Below are 15,364 nucleotides of genomic sequence, written 5' to 3' on the forward strand. Positions count from 1 at the left end.
GGACGGGCAGCACCGCAGCGGCATGCACGGCGAGCACGACGACGACCACCAGCCACGACAGGCCGTGATCCCGGGCCGCCTGCACGACCGCGCGTCCCCCGTTGGCGACCAGCGCCGGACGCGGGATTTCCCGCTGGGGGTACGTGGTTGCGTCCGGGGCTCGGCTTAGCGTGTTCCGGGGGTGCGGCTTCGCCGAGCTTGCAGAAGGACACCACTGGTGTTGATGCGGAAGCGCGCCATAGGGAGGCTCACGTTGTGCTTCTGTGCGACGGCTGCGGCGTCCGCTCCGGCGTAGATTTCTTTGAGGAGGAGGGCGCGGGGTAGTAGGAGGCATCCTGCTAGCCAGTTTGCTTCGTCTTCCTGGTCTCGGTCGCAGGTGAAGAAGGTGTGGCCGGCGATCTGCTGCAGCTCTCGTACGTCGTGGGCGAGGAGTAGGTGGGCTAGTTCGTGTGCTAGGTCGCTGTTGGTGCGGCAGGCGTCGCTGCATGGGTTGTATACGACGACAGTGCGGCCGTCGGGTAGGTGGAAGGTCGCGGCGGAGAATGCACCGGGCTGTTCGGCGTTGAGTTGCTCGATTCTGCTGCGGTCGATGAGGTCGTCGGCGGCGTAGATCTCGACTTTGAGCTGTTCGGCGAGGTTGCGGATCGGCAGTGGCGCGTACGGCTGGAGACCGAGTTGGGTGCGGGTTCGGTCGGCGAGCCTTTCGGCTTCGGCCTTGAATCCTCGGCGCATGGCGCTATCCGTTCGCAGCGTCGTGGCGCGTGCGGTCGTGTTTGTTGGTCAGTGCGTGCTGAATGTCGCCGAGCAGCTCGCCGAGCATGCGGGATGCGTCGGGGGTGAAGGTGCTGGCGGCGCGGAGGTGAACTTTGACGGGTCGGTTGGTCACGGCGAGGCTGGTGTAAAGCTCGCGTACCAGTCCGGCGATCCTCTCGGCGGCGGCGTCGGACAGATTCGGGTCGCGGGCAAGGTGGTGTGCGATCACCTCAGGTGTGTCCACCGCGCGGACCTGGGCTGGCTGGAAGAACCGCTCGGGCGCGAGGCCCAGCCATTCGACAATGCGGCGGAAGTTGGCAAGGTCGGGCAAATGACCCTTTTCAACTCGGGCGAGAGTGTTGAACGGGACATCGGCTTGTTCAGCCGCAGCGCGCAGGCTAAGCCCGCGCCGTTTGCGTTCGCCAGCCACGAGAGTCTTGAGTTGGTCGATGTCTACTGGCTCGCTCACCCGTCCTCCTTCCGCGCGAAGTTGAGGCTCACCGTAACGACCGCCTCGGCAGTCATGTTGGGTGACCCGACACGAATAGATCAACTCATATTTGTACCTCCTGAGGTACACGTCGTATGATCTGCTTCAGATCCAGGCTAGCTCGGTCAAGACCCGGTTGCCTCCCTTCTGCGTGGGCTGCAGTCTCGTGTCCCCCCGAAGGTGGTGACGCATCCGCTGAGTGCCTGGGCGACAACGTGAAGCGGCCGGGCCGGCGGCCGGCGGACCCCTTCGGGGATTGATGTGTTCGGCGGGGTCAAGGAGGCCCCCTCCTCATGAAGCTTGTCGGGTACTTCGACACGTTGCTCACCGACACGGTCAACCTGAGCAGGTACAAGCTCGACCGTCTCGATGACCGGGTCGACGCTATCTACCGGGCGCTGAAGAACGACGCGGTCCTCGGCCCGTACGTGCGGTCCAAGATCGCGCAGGGCTCCTGGGCGCACCGCACGATCATCCAGCCTCAGCCGGAAAAGGAGTACGACGCCGACTTCCTGTTGCAACTGGATGAGAACCCGGAGTGGTCGCAGGACAAGGGCCGATACATCGGTGAGGTGTATGCCGCGCTTGGCCGCAGCAGCGCCCACAGCGACATGCCGCGATCGAGGAAGTGCCGATGCGTCAGGTTGACCTACGCCAACCTGTGCCACGTCGACATCGTGCCCTACCTGATCCTGCCTGACGGCCGGGAGGTGATCGTCAACCGCGACCTCGGTGAGTGGGAGGACACCAACCCAACCGGTTTCACCAGGTGGATGCGCACCCAGGACGACATCACCGACGGCAACCTGCGCAAGGTGATCCGCCTGCTGAAGTTCCTACGCGACCACAAGGGCACCTTCCAGGGCGTCCGGTCGATCATCCTGACCACGCTGGTCGGCAACGTGGTGGACGCGAACAAGACGGTCTGGAATCCGGGCTACTACGCTGACGTGCCCACGACGCTGCGCAACATCACCCGCGACCTTGACACCTGGCTTCAGGCGAACGACAGCAAACCGAGCGTCGAGGACCCGTCGCAGTGCGGCACCACGTTCGACCACCGTTGGGACGACGTCACCTACGCCAACTTCCGCGACAAGATGAGCAGATACGCCGCCGCGATCGACAAGGCGTACGAGGAAACCGACAAGACCAGCAGTATCGCGCTCTGGCAGGACCTGTTCGGCGACGGCTTCAAGGCTCCTGCGCCGAAGCAGGCATCGGGACCGTTTACCCCGGCCGCTCCTGCGGTGCCGGTCCGGTCCGGCCGGGCCGGGTGACCCGCAAGAAGACCGCCGGGAAGCCGCAGCTGCGGCCCACGCTCGGTCAGCAGCAGGCAGTCGCCGAACTGCGCGAGATCATCGCCGCCCACACCGGCCTGATCACGTTGGTCGGCGAACCGGTTCTCCGCGAGCAAGGACTCCTCGTGGTGACGGTGCGCCTCGCCACGGGGAGTTTCACGGTAGCCGAGGGCGGCCTGCCCTTGGCCGCAGAGGGCGAGGACGTCGTCATCGGCGTCCCCCGGGACTTCCCATGGATACCACCGCAGCCATGGGTCACTCACACCCGCTTCGCCGGGTATGCGCACGTCTTGCTAGGACGTGCGCTCTGCATCTACCTCGACACGAGCCGCGAGTGGCACCCCGACCTGGGCATGCGAGGCTTCCTCGACCGGCTGTGGAACTGGTTCGCCGACGCGGCGGCAGCCAGGTTCGACCCGGCCACCGCCCTGTTCCACCCGGTCGGCGGGGTGCCGCACCGCACGCCCGGAACGCCGACGATCGTCGTGCGTAAACCCCTGCACGACCAGGGCAGAGCATTCTTCCGCGCCACGCTGAACACCCGAACCCCGGCTCGGCTCGACCTGGACCGCTGGGCCACGTCCGCAGCCGCGGGCGACGTGGCGCAGGTCATCGTCCTGCCCGAAGCGCTACCCTATGGCGCAGGTCTCACCCTGCCTGAGGTTCTGGCTCACGTCGCTAGCACCGGGCACGTCGGTGCGGACCAACTCGCCACGCTGCTGGCCCGCACCGCCACACGTAACGCGAACGGCACCGCGCTCTACCTGATCATCGCCTCGCCGCACCACGCCTCCGCCGGTGGCCACCACCTCGTGGCCGCCCGGTTGCCCGCTCCCGCCGCCGATGTCCTGCGCGCGGTCATGCGGAAAGGCAGTTCACTGGCGACGATCAACAGCCGGGCGATCCCGGCCAGCATCCCGATGGAGTGGTGTCACGTGTCCGACGAACGACCCGAGATTGCCTCCCGCCGCGACGCGTCGCGTCCCGTGTCTCGATTCGCCGGCACAACCGTCGAGGTGTGGGGATGCGGGGGCCTCGGCTCCTGGATCGCCGAGTTCATCGCCCGCGCCGGAGCAGCACGCATAGTCCTGCGCGACCCCGGCGAGGTCCAGGGCGGCTTGCTCGTCCGGCAGAACTACGTCGAGACCGACATCGGCGGCAACAAGGCAGACCAGCTCGCCCAACGGCTACGGCAGATCAGCGACGATCTGATCGTCGAAAGCCATCCCGCAGGATTCCCTACCTGCCACAAGCTCCCCGACTGCGATCTCATCATCGACGCGACGATCAACAACGGTGCCGGCATCTATCTCGATAAGGCGGCCCACCGGACACGCGACACCGCCCGGCCGGTGCTCGCCATGGCCGCAACCGATCTTCGCACCGCAACCCTGGGCCTGCTGACCGTTTCCGCCTCCGGGTATCCGACCGGACCGGCTCACATCGACCAGCAGGCCGGGCCGCGAGTCCTCGCCGACGGCACGCTGGAACGCTTCCACGGCCTGTGGCAAGAGCCCGCCGAAGGAGATGAAATGGTGCCGGCCCGAGGATGCTCGGTCCCGACCTTCCACGGATCCGCAGCCGACGTCGCCGCCGTCGCCGCGTCCCTCGTGAGTCTGCTCGCCCAGCACCTGAACACCACCATGTCCGGAACCCACCTGGCTGCCGTCGCACACGCGCCGGGAAGCGGCCCGCACCATCACTTCATCCCTGCCACGGAAGCCGAGTAACCCGATGGCATTGACCGAACCCGAACGGCGCAAGCTGTGGGTCAAGGCAGGCGGACGTTGCACCCTGTGCAAGGCATACCTGCTGGAAGGCAACCTGACCGCCAAGGAAGTACCGCTCGGAGAAGGCGCCCACATCGTCGGACAGCAAGCCACCCCCGGATCACCCCGCGGTATGGGCTCCGACCTCGGAGCCGACGACCGTGACAGAGCAGAGAACATCCTGCTGGCCTGCGCGTCCTGCCATACAGAGATCGACAAACAGCAGGTCACTGGACTGCTGACCATCGACGAACTGACCCGCCGCAAACTCCAGCACGAGAATCAGATCCGGCACCAAACCGGGCTGACCACCGACCGGCGCACCACCGTCCTGCGAGTCCAAGGCTGGGTACGCGGTGCCGCGATGGAACTCAGCAAGGACACTGCCGCCCTCGCCGTGATTCGCGCCAGCGACCGCTTCCCCCTCTTCATGCCGGCCTTCGACCAGCACGGCATCGAGATCGACCTGCGCCACCTACCTGGCGAAGAAGACGGCACACCCGCGTACTACGCCGCAGGCCGCGCCAGAATCGACTCCGGCGTGAAGGACCGGCTCTACGAAGGCATCCGCACCAATCAGGTCCACCACCTCAGCGTCTTCGCGATCGCCCGCCTCCCACTTCTCGTATACCTCGGATGGGCACTGGACGACGGCGTACCCACTGACGTCTACCAACGCCACCGCAGATCCGACGACTGGCTATGGCCCACGGGCGGCCAAGACACCCAATTCACCATCGAACCCATCCGCGACGAACACGCCGAAGCCACCGACGCAATTCTCATCACCAACCTTTCCGGCACCACTCACCTGAAAAATCTCCCACCCGCTCTTACCACGTGCCCTGCCTTCTGCCTGCGGGTCGACGGAGACGCCGCCCATGAAGACATCATCGCCACACCTCAGGCGCTGAGGTTCCTGGAAAAGGCAATACGGCGGTTCTTTTCCAACCTCGAAGCAACTAACAAACCGCTCCAGCGCCTCCATGTATTCGGCGCCCTGCCGGTATCCGCTGCAGTCACACTCGGCCGAAGCCTCAAAGCCGCCGACCTCAGACCAAAAGTCGTTCTCTACGATTTGACGCAAAGCGGATATGCGCAGGTCATGGAAATTTGACAGATAAAGTCGGCCGGCTCTGGCGACTCCCCTAAACTTAGTTGCCGCAGGCGTCCGGAATGGCTCCCGATCAGGGGATCAAAACGTTAATCTGGCACGGGTGCGCCGAGTCGTGCATAACCGCTAGCCCAGAGGCCGCGCTGCTCGTGTGGAAATTTCTCCAGGCGCGCTATGAGGAAGCATCGACCAGAGGCGCCGGGCGACGCGCGGAAGGACGACAGGAGATTCCTACGGCGTGGGTTGGATCGCGTTCAGCCAGGCGAAGATCTGGGTCGCGGCGAGCACGAGCTGATCGCATTCGTCACGGTCCACCGCTTCGCCCTCGTGGGCGATCTTGTTACGTAGCGTCCTGAGCCGTTTGGCCTTGATGAAAAGCGCTTGGTTCGACAGCCTGAGGGACACCCCGAAGGCTTGTTGATAGAACCGGTCGGTGATCTCATCGAGGTTAGACACCCCGCCAAGCCCTTGGCGGCGCTCAGGATTGGCCCGCTCGATCACGACCCGCTTTGCCTTGACCTCGCAAGCGATGGCAGCCATTAGGACAGCGCGTTGCGCGTCGACGGTGTCGGCTCCGCCAGCGAGGAAACGCGCGTCGGCGAGCAGAGCTTCGGCTGCGGGCGGTTCGCCGGTGGGCACCAATTCGCGTGCGCGATTTAGCTGGTCGACAGAGAGCGCGAGCCCGCCGTGGCGCAGAGTTAGGGATTGTTTGGGGCCGAACGCCAGGAAGCCGACTCCGGTGGCTTCGTCGACCAGCCGGCTTCGGCCATATTGCTGTGGGATCTCGGCGGTGATGCCTAGCCTCGGCCCTTCGTTAAGGGCTGTCCAAGGAGTGGACCGGAAACGAAGAAGTGCCTTCTGATCAGGGAAAATAGGGCTTGTCGAGAGTCCTGTTAACCCGTCACGGAAGGCACTTGCTGGGTGAAGACTACCCGAACACGTCCGAAGATCATGGTCACGGGGGACGGGCGAGGCGTGGTCGGTCACGCCGGCGCCCGTCTGCTCGCCGATCTCGCGGATACGACCGGTTTGACCAGCGCATTCAGCCAGGCACTGGCAGGACTGCGGCAGCGGCAGGGCGGGCACGACCCGGGCCGGATCGCGGTCGATCTCGCCGTGATGCTCGCCGACGGCGGCGAGGCCATCGCTGACCTGGCAGTACTGCGAAACCAGCCATCCCTGTTCGGAACGGTCGCGTCCGACCCGACCGCGTGGCGACTGTTGTCGCAGCTCGACGAAACGATGCTGGCCGAACTGCGGGCCGCCCGGGCACACGCCCGCGAGGTCGCCTGGGCCCAGCACGCCGAGGTCCGCGGCGACCTGCCGCAACCGATGGTGGCCGGTCAGCGGGTGGACGGCCTGGTCCTGGACATCGACGCGACCATCGTGATCTGCCATTCCGAGAAGGAGTCCGCGACCCGCACCTGGAAGAAGACCTTCGGGTTCCACCCACTGCTGTGCTTTCTGGACAACACCGGCGAGGCCCTCGCCGGTCTGCTGCGCGAAGGCCGGGCCGGCTCGAACACCACCACCGACCACATCACCGTCCTGGACCAGGCTCTCGCCCAGATCCCCGACATCCACCGGCACGGGACCCCGATCCTGCTGCGCTCGGATTCGGCCGGATCCAGTCACGGTTTCCTCGCCCACATCCGGTCCTGGCGCGAACGTCACCTCGACATCCGCTTCAGTGTCGGCGCCGCGATCACCGAACCGGTCAGGGAAGCGATCCGGGCCGCGACCGGCTGGGTCCCCGCTGTCGACACCGGCGGTGACCTGCGCGAACATGCCGAGGTCTGCGAGATCACCGGCCTGTTCGAGGCGGCCGGCTGGCCCGAGGGCACCCGGTTCCTGGTCCGCCGGGAACGCCCGCACCCCGGCGCCCAACTGTCGTTGTTCGACACCATCGAAGGCTGGCGGCACCAGGTCGTGGCCACCGACACCCCGCCCGGCACGGGCAGCATCCAGTTCCTGGAAGCCCGGCATCGGGCTCACGCCAGGGTGGAGGACAAGATCCGCACCGGCAAGACCACCGGCTTCGGCCGGTTCCCGTCCCGCGTCTTCGCGATCAACCAGGCCTGGCTCCAACTCGCCCTGACCGGCATCGACCTGCTCGCCTGGACCCAGACCATTCTCCTGGACGGCGACCTCGCCAAAGCCGAACCCAAGAAGCTTCGCTACCGGCTGCTGCACGTCGCGGCCCGGATCACCCGCACCGCCCGCAGGACCCGCCTCGCCATCGCCGCCGACTGGCCTTGGGCCGATGCCCTGAACAGCGCATTCACCAACCTCACGGCACTACCCCGCCCCACCGGCTGACCCCGCGACTCACGCCCCGACCAGCAACACAGAGGAACCCGGCCCCGCGCCGGGCCTTTAGCATGCCACCAAAACAGCAACAAACACCCGAATCACATTCATCGAATGATGGCTATGGGTCGACGCTTAAGCGAAAGACCGAGGCTAGCCAGGGCTGTCCCGCGATGGTGCGAACGTGGGCCAGCCAGGCATGGGTCAGTCGTTCGGCGACGTCCCGGCCACGGGTCCAGAGGTGCTCGGCCTTGCTCTCGTACTCACGGCGCGAGGCAGCGGTGTCGGCGGTTCCCTGTTCCCTTTCCTTCAGCCAGTGCTCCCGGTCGGTGAGCCAGAGAGGCCCGTTGAAGGCGACGCGGACCTCGACGAGATGCACGACGGCTGCCGGGTAGCTGCCGCTGCCGGAGAAGACGGGCGCACGGCTGATGGCAGGAACTGGCTCCACCTCGGGCTCGTCGTCTCTGAGGAGGTCGTTGGGGTGGCGGGGCAGGGTGAGGGTGACGTGATAGCCATCGGTCTCCCACGTGTATCGGCTGCCAAGGGCACCGGGTTCGACCCATATGCCTCGCAGGGCGAAACGAATGATGGTGGCGACACGGTTGCCGGCGCTCGGTCCTTCGACCTCTCCATCATGGGTTTCCTGGATAGTCACGAAGCCTCGCTTTCCCCTCTGCCTTGCGGGTGCCTACCGCTGGGTGGTCTTCGGCGGGCCGCCGAGCACAGGCGGTCCGGTGAGCTAGTCGATGTCAATCGTGGTCTGGAGGGGCGAAGACTTCCAGTCAGTATTCGGAGCCAAGGCAAGAGACGGACTCGCCCGAGTACGACGAGGGGCGCAGGTTGGTGCCCCTGACGGAGAGCCGACCCACGCCCTCAAACGCGCGACCGTACGTCACTTGACCTGCCTGTACATCACCAAGGTGCATGGCGATTTCCAGGGCAGGGCACCAACCTGCGCCATCATTCCGCACCCGGGCCCCCGCCAGGGATCGGGAAAGCGCCCCCCGTTTACCCCCCGAAAACCCCCGCTAAATGTTGACTACTAGCGACGATCGTTGATCGGCGGCTGGCCTCGTTCGGGCAGGTCAACCCTGGTTCTTGACGATCAACGACAAGTCCGAGCGGGCGCTGGTCGACAACCGTGTGTCGCAGGTTCGAATCCTGCCGGGGGCACCTCAAAGATCAGGGAAAACGTCCCGTGAGCTGGCCATACGCACGATGATCGATCGGTAGGCGTGTGCAGCTGTAGGCCACTGGAAGCGGCTGATTGTCGTGGGTCGCGGAATATTCGCGGAATGACCTTGGGAAGGTTTGCCCAGTTGAGGAAGCACGCCCGAGGCAGGATCCGAACGAGGGCATCATACGGGCCAGGCTAGGCCGGTCAGGGCCTTGTCAATCCGGCTGTTGACGGTGGCCTCTTCGCCATCGATGCACTTGGCGTAGACCTTGAGCAGCACGTCGACGGAGTGGCCGGCCCGTTCGGCGACCTCGGTTGCCGGTACGCCAGCGTTGAGCCACAACGACACGGCAGCGTGCCGCAGGTCGTACGGTCGGCCAGCGAGCGGGGAAGCAACCTGACGTGGAGTCAGCGCCAGACGTCGCGCCGCTTCCCATACCCGGGAGTACGTCGAGGAGGCGACGACGTTGCCCCGGTCGCTACGGAACAGGCGCCCATCCGAGGCGACCCCATACCGTTCGATGTGCTCTCGCAGGATTGTCACCAGAGCCGGCGGGATCGGAACGCTGCGTGGCTCATCTTCGGCACGGTGTTTCAGTCCGCGATCGTCGTGAACCTGGCCGCTGTCGGTCCACCGCTTACCGGCCTGTGGGCGACTCTTCGCCAGCGTCAGTCGACCCCATCCCTTCGCGGGAAGGTCGCAGTCCTGCTCCCGGAGCCCCAGCGCCTCACCGGGACGGAGCGCGGCGAAGTACAGGCACGCGAAGAAGCCGACCAGGCGCTCACCGCGTTTGGCCGTTCCACGTTGACCGACGTACGTGAGGGCGATCAGCAGTTCCAACGCCTGGTGCTGATTGACGACCACCCGCCGGTCGACGACCTCGGCGACCTTCTTGCGCTGCGAACGCACGCGGAGCTTGTCGATCGGGTTGAACTCCAACTCCTCCAGCTCGACCGCGTACTGAAGGGCGTTGTAGAACACCGACCGCTTCCGACGCACGGTGGTCGCGGCGGCCGGCTTGCCGTCGAGCTTCACCGCCAGGACGTCGAGCACCCGCCGAACGGTCCCTGCTTCCCGCAGGTCAGACAATGGCAGCGAGAACTGACGTAACCAGCGCACTGCGTCGGCAATGTCCGGTGGCATGTCCAGACCACGGGCCGGCGGTGGCAACACATGGTCTAGCAGTGCCCGACGAAGGAGCTCGACCGGCGGCCGTCCATCGGCGTCCTTGACGAGCGCCGCTGTAACGGTGGCAAGCGCTTCGGTCATGCTGCCGCGCGACTTCGCCGCTGCGCCGGGCCACTTCATGTCGACGTACTTCGTGGTGAAATCTAACCACGTTACTGCCGTCGGAGCTTCGGTCATCGAGTCTGGGAGCCCGGTGCCGACATCGAATGCCTCGCCCTGGTTGGCGGCCTGCATCAGGTCGGATCGGAAGCTGTCAGCCAGCGCCCGCGTGGTGAACGTCCGGGACTTCTCGCGGCCGGCGATCACCCAACGAACCGTGTACGACCGCTTCCCCTTCTTCCGACCACCTTCCGCAGCGTTGGTGTTGGTCTTGATCGCCCAGATACGGACGCGGCGAGACTTCACGCTGCCACCTCGCGCCGCTGCTCTAGCCAGATCCGGAGATCTTTCTTTGATATCCGCAGTTCCCCATTGGGGAGCCGGATGCAGGCCGGAGCGATGCCGAGTTCCCGCCAGCGGTAGAACGTCCGGCGCGAGACGTTGTTGAGCGTGGCAAGCACCTCCGGAACGGTCATCAGTTCGTCGTCCAAGGTCAGAGTCCTTCCCTCCTGTCGGGTCACGCGGCAGCCGGTGCACTGCCGGTCGGGGTGGTGCTGAGTTCGTGGGCGAGTTCTTCGCGGCCGGCGCTTCGTCGCTCTCTGGCCATGGCGGCGGCGGTGGCGGCGAGCAGAGCGTCTCCGGTGGTGTGCCAGCCGACGCCGGCGAAGGTGAGGGTGCCGACGATGAGGGTTGTGGTGTCGTCGTGGTGGTCGACAGCGCGGAGCGTGCCGGGGTGCTCGTCGGCCTGGTCATGATGCTCGTGTCGCCGGAAGCTGACGCGGGTGTCGCGCAGCAGTTGGAAGGTGACCGAGTAGCGGCGGCCTTTGGTGAGGAAGTGGCCGCCGAAGCCGAGCATGTGAGCCCATCGGCGTAGCCGAGCGTAGGGGTTGCCGGTGGCGGGTTTCGTCGGTTCGGTGTCAAGGGCGGCTTGACGTTCGGCGACGCAGACGGGGCAGGCGGCGTAGCGGGTGTGGGTGCCGCAGTCGGGGCACTCCCACGGCTGGGTGAAGCCGGGCCGGGGCCGGGGGTCGCGGGGCCGCTGGGATAGCGGCACGGGTGTGTGGGTGGGTCGGCCGATGCGCCAGCAGGCGTCGATGAGGCGGGCGGTGTGGTCGCCGTCGGGGTCGGCGTAGTCCCCGATCGAATCGGCGGTCAGGCGGGTGGAGGTGTGCCCGGTGGCCTCAGTGCTTTTCGTGGCGTACTTGGCAAGGTAGCCGGCGACCATGCCGTCAGTGACTTCACCGTGCCCGGTGGTGGTGTCGATCGGCCGTAGGTCGACCTGCTCGCCCCAGGCGATCGGCCACCCGCCGGGCCGGTCGGGGTGCTCCGGGGTGTGGAAGGTGATCTGCGCGGCGGCGTGCCGGAGCGCGCCCACGAGGTCGTCGACGGTGAAGCCGGCCGGGGGTGGGACGACGGCGGTGGGGTCGGTGGGGTGGACGCCGTCGAGGCGGGCGATGGCGTGGAAGTGCACCGCTCCCCGCGCCTGCAACTCCGCGACCTTGCCGGGCGAGAGCCGCACCGGAGGGACCTTGCGGATGTTGCCGGAGGCGGTGACGACCTCGACGCGGGGAATGGCGCGACGGCGGGCGAGTTTGGCCAGCCAGCGTTCCGCGGCTTGTTTGGTGCGGTGCCACAACTCCCCGGAGAACAGATTCCACACGACCTGGTGGCCGTGGTCGTAGCAGTCCAGGCACAGCGGCCGACCGAGGATGGCATCACCGGGTTCGTGTCTGGCCCAGCACACGGAGGGTTGGCCGTGGGGGCAGAGGCCGGCGGTGGGGTCGGTGGCGCGGCGGGCGTGGCATGGTTCGGCCCGGCAGTCGCAGCGGCGGCGGCGGTTGGCGCAGGTGTGGCGTTTGACGGTGCGGGTGTGGACGGTGCCGAAGGATGGTGCGGTGAAGGTGGCGAACACGGCCGGGTGCGCGGCGACGGTTGCCGGGACGCCTTTGCCGCCGACGAGGCCGGCGCGCAGGAGTTGGTAGGCGTCGCGTTGGTAGGTGTGCGCGCAGGAGGGGCAGACGGTGGCGCGGCGGTTGCCGCAGGCGGTGTAGATCGCGGCGTCGGGCATGGCATCGGTGTGCCGGGCATCCAGCACGCGGCCCGTGGACGGCTCGACGTGGAGGAGCTGGCCGGCGAGGCGGATCGGGCGGGTGCAGCCGGCGGCGGCGCGGACGTGCTCCAGCCAGCCGTAGTAGTCGGGTTGGGTGGCGCGCAGGTAGGCGGAGCCGGCGGTGGTGTAGTCGTAGACGGGTGGGGTGGTGTCGGCGTTCGAGCCCACACCCCGGGCCAGAGCGGTCCGGGGTGTGAGGTCCAGCGTCGACGCCATCAAGCCGCCACCCCGAGGGGGCGGGTGGTGATGGTGCGTTCGCGCACGATGATGCGGCAGGCGCCGCATTGGCGCTTGGCCGGCTCATGCCGGTGACAGGGGATGACAGCGGTGGTGTTGCCGCAGCGGATGGTGACCGGCGTCCGGCAGGGACCGCCGGGGATGACGTCGACGACGGTGCGGCGGGTCTCGAACGGGTGCGGTTCCGGGTGTGCCGGGCAGGTGTGGGTGAGGTGTTCGACGTCGACGAGAACGATGGTCATCGGGCACCGCCGGTCACGGTGGTGAGGAGTTGCCCGGCGACAGCCGGGGTAACGTCGAGTCGGTCGGCCAGCTCGGCGGCGGTGATGGCCCGTCCGGTGGTCTGTTCGTGTTGCACGGCGGAGAAGCGGGCCATGGGCAGTAGGTGGGTGGGGACGTCGACCGGCTCGGCGGCCGGCACGGTCATGGGCTCCGGTTCGACAGCCGGCGCAGGGGCCGGCTCGGGCTCGACGGCCGGGGTTGGTTCGGGTGCGGTGATAGCGGCCGGCGGTACCGGCTCAGTGGTGGCCGTGACGTGTTCGGCGGTGTCGACTCGGATCGGGTCGACCGGCGTGGCTACCGGCGGGTTGTCGTCTTTGACGGGGGCGAGGACGAGTTTGACCAGGGCCATGAAGGCCAGGGCGGGTACGGCGGAGAGGAACCAGCCGGTGGGGCCGACTTTGCCGACGGCGACGCCGAGTTGTGCGGCGAGGGAGAAGCCGGCGAAGGCCACCAGGAGTACGAGGGGGTAGCCGATGGGTCCGCCGTGGCGCTTGCGGCGGCGGATGATGAGTAGGCAGGCGACGGGGACGAGTTCAGAGATGACGGCGTTGGCCCAGCCGAACCAACCCGGCGTGTTGTCGGGGCTGTTGGCCATGGTCCAGTCGTGGACGTGGGTGAAGGAGGCCGCTCCGGCGGCGAGGCCGACGAAGATGACGATGAGGACCAGGACGACGCCCTCCATGCGTGCCGCCCACGAGGCGGGCGGGTTAGTGGTCGCCATGAGGAATCACCTCCGGGAGACGATCGGTGGGGATGAGGTCGACCACGCCGGAGCAGTGGGCGCACATGATCGGCACCAGGCCGAGCAGAGCCAGTTGCTGGCGGAAGCAGGGCAGGCAGACGAAGTCGGCCGGGAACAGGCCCTCGCCCTCACACAGCAGGCAGCGACCGAGACAGGCCGGGCAGGGTACGAAGACTGGGCCGAGGATGTTGTGAACCCCGGCGGGGGTGTTCTGTTCGATGCACAAAGGGCAGGAGTCGTTGAGGAAGCCCATCACTCGCTCCACTTCTCGTCGTCGGCGAGAGCGAGGTGAAATGCGCCGGGCGTGCATGCCGGGCAGGGCTTGACCAGGTCGATGAACGGGTCATACGGCATACGGCGCGCATAGTCGGTTCCGTCCAGCCGGACGGTGATGGTGCCCTTGTCGTGGCACAGCGGGCAGCGGGTGGGGTCGGGGGCCAGGCAGCGGAACGCCAGCGGTTCGGGACCTTGTGGCTGGGCGATGAGGATGGTGACGCTGATGCCGAGCAGCGGGTCGGTGAAGCTCAGCCAGTCGCTGGCGGGATCGAGAAGCGTCGGCTGCCAGTCCGACACCGGCAGGAAGGTGTAGATGGCCGGGCCGTACGGGCCAATCACAGTGATGGCGGCAGTGGTGTCCGAGGTAGTCACGGGGTGCTCCCTTCGTGGCAGTCGAGGCATTCGCCGTAGCGGCGGGGGATGTAGTAGGGCTTGACCTGGCCGCAGTAGCGGCAGGTCCGCCGAGCAAGCAGCGCTTTGCCGATCGCTGCGCGTTGAGCCGGAGTGGCGGTGCGCTTGGGTTTGGCCCAGTCGAGGCGGTAGAGGTAGGCGACCCGCTCACCGCGTCGCCAGAGGATCTGCGCGACCGGGTCATGACCACCGGGACGGAGGCCGGCGGCGCGGAGTTGCCGGCGGGTGGCCAGGCCGGTGGGGGCCATCCGGTAGGGAAAGGTAGGGAACCCGTAGCGGGTGCCGAGCGGGTCGTAGAAGCGGACCTTGAGGCCGATGTGGTCGGCGAAGTCGGTCACGGCTGGTCACCGCCCCAGCGTTGTTGGGCGGCCTGGCGGGAGATGCCGAGGCGTGAGCCGATCTCGGCCCAGGAGTAGCCGAAGGCACGCAGACCGATTACGGCAGCGGTAATCGCTTCGTCGATGGCGGTGGACAGGGCGACGAGGTCACGGAGGGCTTCGACGTCACCGGTGGCGACGCGGCGGCCGTGGGCGCGGATGATGCGCCGGGCGAACGCGGCGAACTCGGTGTTCTCGACGACGTCCCGCCGCTTCTGAACCGGGACGTGAGGCGTCAAGGTGCGCTTGACGGTGTTCACCGGTTCTCACCCCCGGTGGTGTGGAGGCGGTCCCACTCGTCGGCGGCGGCGTGGAGGATGCCGAGAACGTCGGTCAGGGTTTGGGTGGGCTCGTCGTTCCACTCGGCGACGATTTCCGTGGTGGAGGTCCAGGAGCCGCTGGTGGAGTCGAAGTCAGGGGTACGGCCGTCGTGCCAGAGGAAGTCGGCCAGGCAGCGGACCGTGTTGTCTCGCAGGATGGCGGCTGTCGGGTCGCCGCATTGCTGGGTTTCGATGCTGGTGGCGGTGCCGTAGACGGCCAACGTGATGGCACCGAGGGTGCAGGCCGGCGGGAAGGCGGGGTGTTCGCCCGACTCGTAGGGGTTGCCCTGGGTCCAACCGCGCAGTTCGAGGTAGCGGGCAGCCATCCGCAGCAGGTCAGCAGGTGTGACCTGTAGGTCGGTGGGTGGGTTGTGGGTAGCCTTCATGGCAGCCACGTCCTTCCGGTA

General features: G+C 67.0%; 18 protein-coding genes. 4 read left to right on the forward strand and 14 right to left on the reverse strand.

The window, feature by feature from the left end:
• Window positions 1-165: 165 nt before the first annotated feature.
• Window positions 166-732 (reverse strand): ImmA/IrrE family metallo-endopeptidase, encoded by a 567-nt coding sequence (locus tag QQG74_RS03390; RefSeq protein ID WP_341718834.1) that lies wholly within the window; start codon window positions 730-732, stop codon window positions 166-168.
• Between the two features lie 4 nt (window positions 733-736).
• Complete coding sequence (locus QQG74_RS03395) at window positions 737-1,222, reverse strand: helix-turn-helix transcriptional regulator (protein WP_341718835.1); 486 nt, start codon at window positions 1,220-1,222, stop codon at window positions 737-739.
• 314 nt (window positions 1,223-1,536) lie between these two features.
• Here QQG74_RS03395 and QQG74_RS03400 point away from each other — a divergent pair, with 314 nt between their 5' ends.
• The 3 genes from QQG74_RS03400 to QQG74_RS03410 are packed head-to-tail and all read left to right on the forward strand — an operon-like array spanning window position 1,537 to window position 5,430.
• Window positions 1,537-2,523 (forward strand): cyclic GMP-AMP synthase DncV-like nucleotidyltransferase, encoded by a 987-nt coding sequence (locus tag QQG74_RS03400; protein WP_341718836.1) that lies wholly within the window; start codon window positions 1,537-1,539, stop codon window positions 2,521-2,523.
• Window positions 2,520-4,274: a ThiF family adenylyltransferase gene (locus QQG74_RS03405; RefSeq protein WP_341718837.1), complete on the forward strand. Its 1,755-nt coding sequence runs from the start codon at window positions 2,520-2,522 to the stop codon at window positions 4,272-4,274. Before QQG74_RS03400 ends, QQG74_RS03405 begins: the two co-directional genes overlap by 4 nt.
• Window positions 4,275-4,278: 4 nt before the next feature.
• A complete protein-coding gene (locus QQG74_RS03410) occupies window positions 4,279-5,430 on the forward strand; it encodes an SAVED domain-containing protein (RefSeq protein ID WP_341718838.1) in 1,152 nt (383 codons plus the stop codon).
• A gap of 228 nt (window positions 5,431-5,658) precedes the next feature.
• Here QQG74_RS03410 and QQG74_RS03415 read toward each other — a convergent pair whose 3' ends face one another.
• Window positions 5,659-6,414, reverse strand: coding sequence for a hypothetical protein (locus tag QQG74_RS03415; RefSeq protein WP_341718839.1), 756 nt, complete (start codon window positions 6,412-6,414; stop codon window positions 5,659-5,661).
• Between QQG74_RS03415 and QQG74_RS03420 the strand changes: the two genes are divergently transcribed.
• The gene (locus QQG74_RS03420; protein WP_341718840.1) at window positions 6,379-7,746 is read left to right on the forward strand and encodes an IS1380 family transposase; all 1,368 of its coding nucleotides are present in this window, start codon (window positions 6,379-6,381) and stop codon (window positions 7,744-7,746) included. The two genes, QQG74_RS03415 and QQG74_RS03420, sit on opposite strands and share 36 nt — an antisense overlap.
• 112 nt (window positions 7,747-7,858) lie before the next feature.
• Here the strand turns inward: QQG74_RS03420 and QQG74_RS03425 are convergent, their stop codons facing one another.
• The 11 genes from QQG74_RS03425 to QQG74_RS03475 all read right to left on the reverse strand — a co-directional run bounded on the left by QQG74_RS03425 (window position 7,859) and on the right by QQG74_RS03475 (window position 15,343).
• Window positions 7,859-8,392: a hypothetical protein gene (locus tag QQG74_RS03425; RefSeq protein ID WP_341718841.1), complete on the reverse strand. Its 534-nt coding sequence runs from the start codon at window positions 8,390-8,392 to the stop codon at window positions 7,859-7,861.
• Window positions 8,393-9,095: 703 nt separating this feature from the next.
• A complete protein-coding gene (locus tag QQG74_RS03430; protein WP_341718842.1) occupies window positions 9,096-10,508 on the reverse strand; it encodes a tyrosine-type recombinase/integrase in 1,413 nt (470 codons plus the stop codon).
• Entirely contained in the window at window positions 10,505-10,693 is a 189-nt protein-coding gene (locus QQG74_RS03435) for a helix-turn-helix domain-containing protein (protein ID WP_341718843.1), read from the reverse strand. The genes QQG74_RS03430 and QQG74_RS03435 overlap by 4 nt, the downstream gene beginning before the upstream one ends.
• 26 nt (window positions 10,694-10,719) lie before the next feature.
• A complete protein-coding gene (locus QQG74_RS03440) occupies window positions 10,720-12,528 on the reverse strand; it encodes a replication initiator (protein ID WP_341718844.1) in 1,809 nt (602 codons plus the stop codon).
• Window positions 12,528-12,791: a hypothetical protein gene (locus QQG74_RS03445; RefSeq protein ID WP_341718845.1), complete on the reverse strand. Its 264-nt coding sequence runs from the start codon at window positions 12,789-12,791 to the stop codon at window positions 12,528-12,530. The genes QQG74_RS03440 and QQG74_RS03445 overlap by 1 nt, the downstream gene beginning before the upstream one ends.
• Window positions 12,788-13,552 (reverse strand): hypothetical protein, encoded by a 765-nt coding sequence (locus tag QQG74_RS03450; protein ID WP_341718846.1) that lies wholly within the window; start codon window positions 13,550-13,552, stop codon window positions 12,788-12,790. The genes QQG74_RS03445 and QQG74_RS03450 overlap by 4 nt, the downstream gene beginning before the upstream one ends.
• Entirely contained in the window at window positions 13,539-13,826 is a 288-nt protein-coding gene (locus tag QQG74_RS03455) for a hypothetical protein (protein ID WP_341718847.1), read from the reverse strand. Before QQG74_RS03455 ends, QQG74_RS03450 begins: the two co-directional genes overlap by 14 nt.
• A complete protein-coding gene (locus tag QQG74_RS03460) occupies window positions 13,826-14,221 on the reverse strand; it encodes a hypothetical protein (RefSeq protein ID WP_341718848.1) in 396 nt (131 codons plus the stop codon). Before QQG74_RS03460 ends, QQG74_RS03455 begins: the two co-directional genes overlap by 1 nt.
• A complete protein-coding gene (locus QQG74_RS03465) occupies window positions 14,218-14,598 on the reverse strand; it encodes an RRQRL motif-containing zinc-binding protein (protein WP_341718849.1) in 381 nt (126 codons plus the stop codon). Before QQG74_RS03465 ends, QQG74_RS03460 begins: the two co-directional genes overlap by 4 nt.
• Window positions 14,595-14,897, reverse strand: a complete 303-nt coding sequence (locus QQG74_RS03470; protein ID WP_341718850.1) for a hypothetical protein — start codon at window positions 14,895-14,897, stop codon at window positions 14,595-14,597. Before QQG74_RS03470 ends, QQG74_RS03465 begins: the two co-directional genes overlap by 4 nt.
• Window positions 14,894-15,343: a hypothetical protein gene (locus QQG74_RS03475; protein ID WP_341718851.1), complete on the reverse strand. Its 450-nt coding sequence runs from the start codon at window positions 15,341-15,343 to the stop codon at window positions 14,894-14,896. Before QQG74_RS03475 ends, QQG74_RS03470 begins: the two co-directional genes overlap by 4 nt.
• Between the last annotated feature and the right edge of the window lie 21 nt (window positions 15,344-15,364).

It is taken from the genome of Micromonospora sp. FIMYZ51 (assembly GCF_038246755.1).
Classification (GTDB): Bacteria; Actinomycetota; Actinomycetes; order Mycobacteriales; family Micromonosporaceae; genus Micromonospora.

Coding starts and splice junctions, on each gene's coding strand:
- QQG74_RS03390 (WP_341718834.1), bottom strand. CDS start 732: ATGCGCCGAGGATTCAAGGCCGAAGCCGAAAGGCTCGCCGACCGAACC.
- QQG74_RS03400 (WP_341718836.1), top strand. CDS start 1,537: ATGAAGCTTGTCGGGTACTTCGACACGTTGCTCACCGACACGGTCAAC.
- QQG74_RS03410 (WP_341718838.1), top strand. CDS start 4,279: ATGGCATTGACCGAACCCGAACGGCGCAAGCTGTGGGTCAAGGCAGGC.
- QQG74_RS03420 (WP_341718840.1), top strand. CDS start 6,379: ATGGTCACGGGGGACGGGCGAGGCGTGGTCGGTCACGCCGGCGCCCGT.
- QQG74_RS03440 (WP_341718844.1), bottom strand. CDS start 12,528: ATGGCGTCGACGCTGGACCTCACACCCCGGACCGCTCTGGCCCGGGGT.
- QQG74_RS03445 (WP_341718845.1), bottom strand. CDS start 12,791: ATGACCATCGTTCTCGTCGACGTCGAACACCTCACCCACACCTGCCCG.
- QQG74_RS03450 (WP_341718846.1), bottom strand. CDS start 13,552: ATGGCGACCACTAACCCGCCCGCCTCGTGGGCGGCACGCATGGAGGGC.
- QQG74_RS03455 (WP_341718847.1), bottom strand. CDS start 13,826: ATGGGCTTCCTCAACGACTCCTGCCCTTTGTGCATCGAACAGAACACC.
- QQG74_RS03475 (WP_341718851.1), bottom strand. CDS start 15,343: ATGAAGGCTACCCACAACCCACCCACCGACCTACAGGTCACACCTGCT.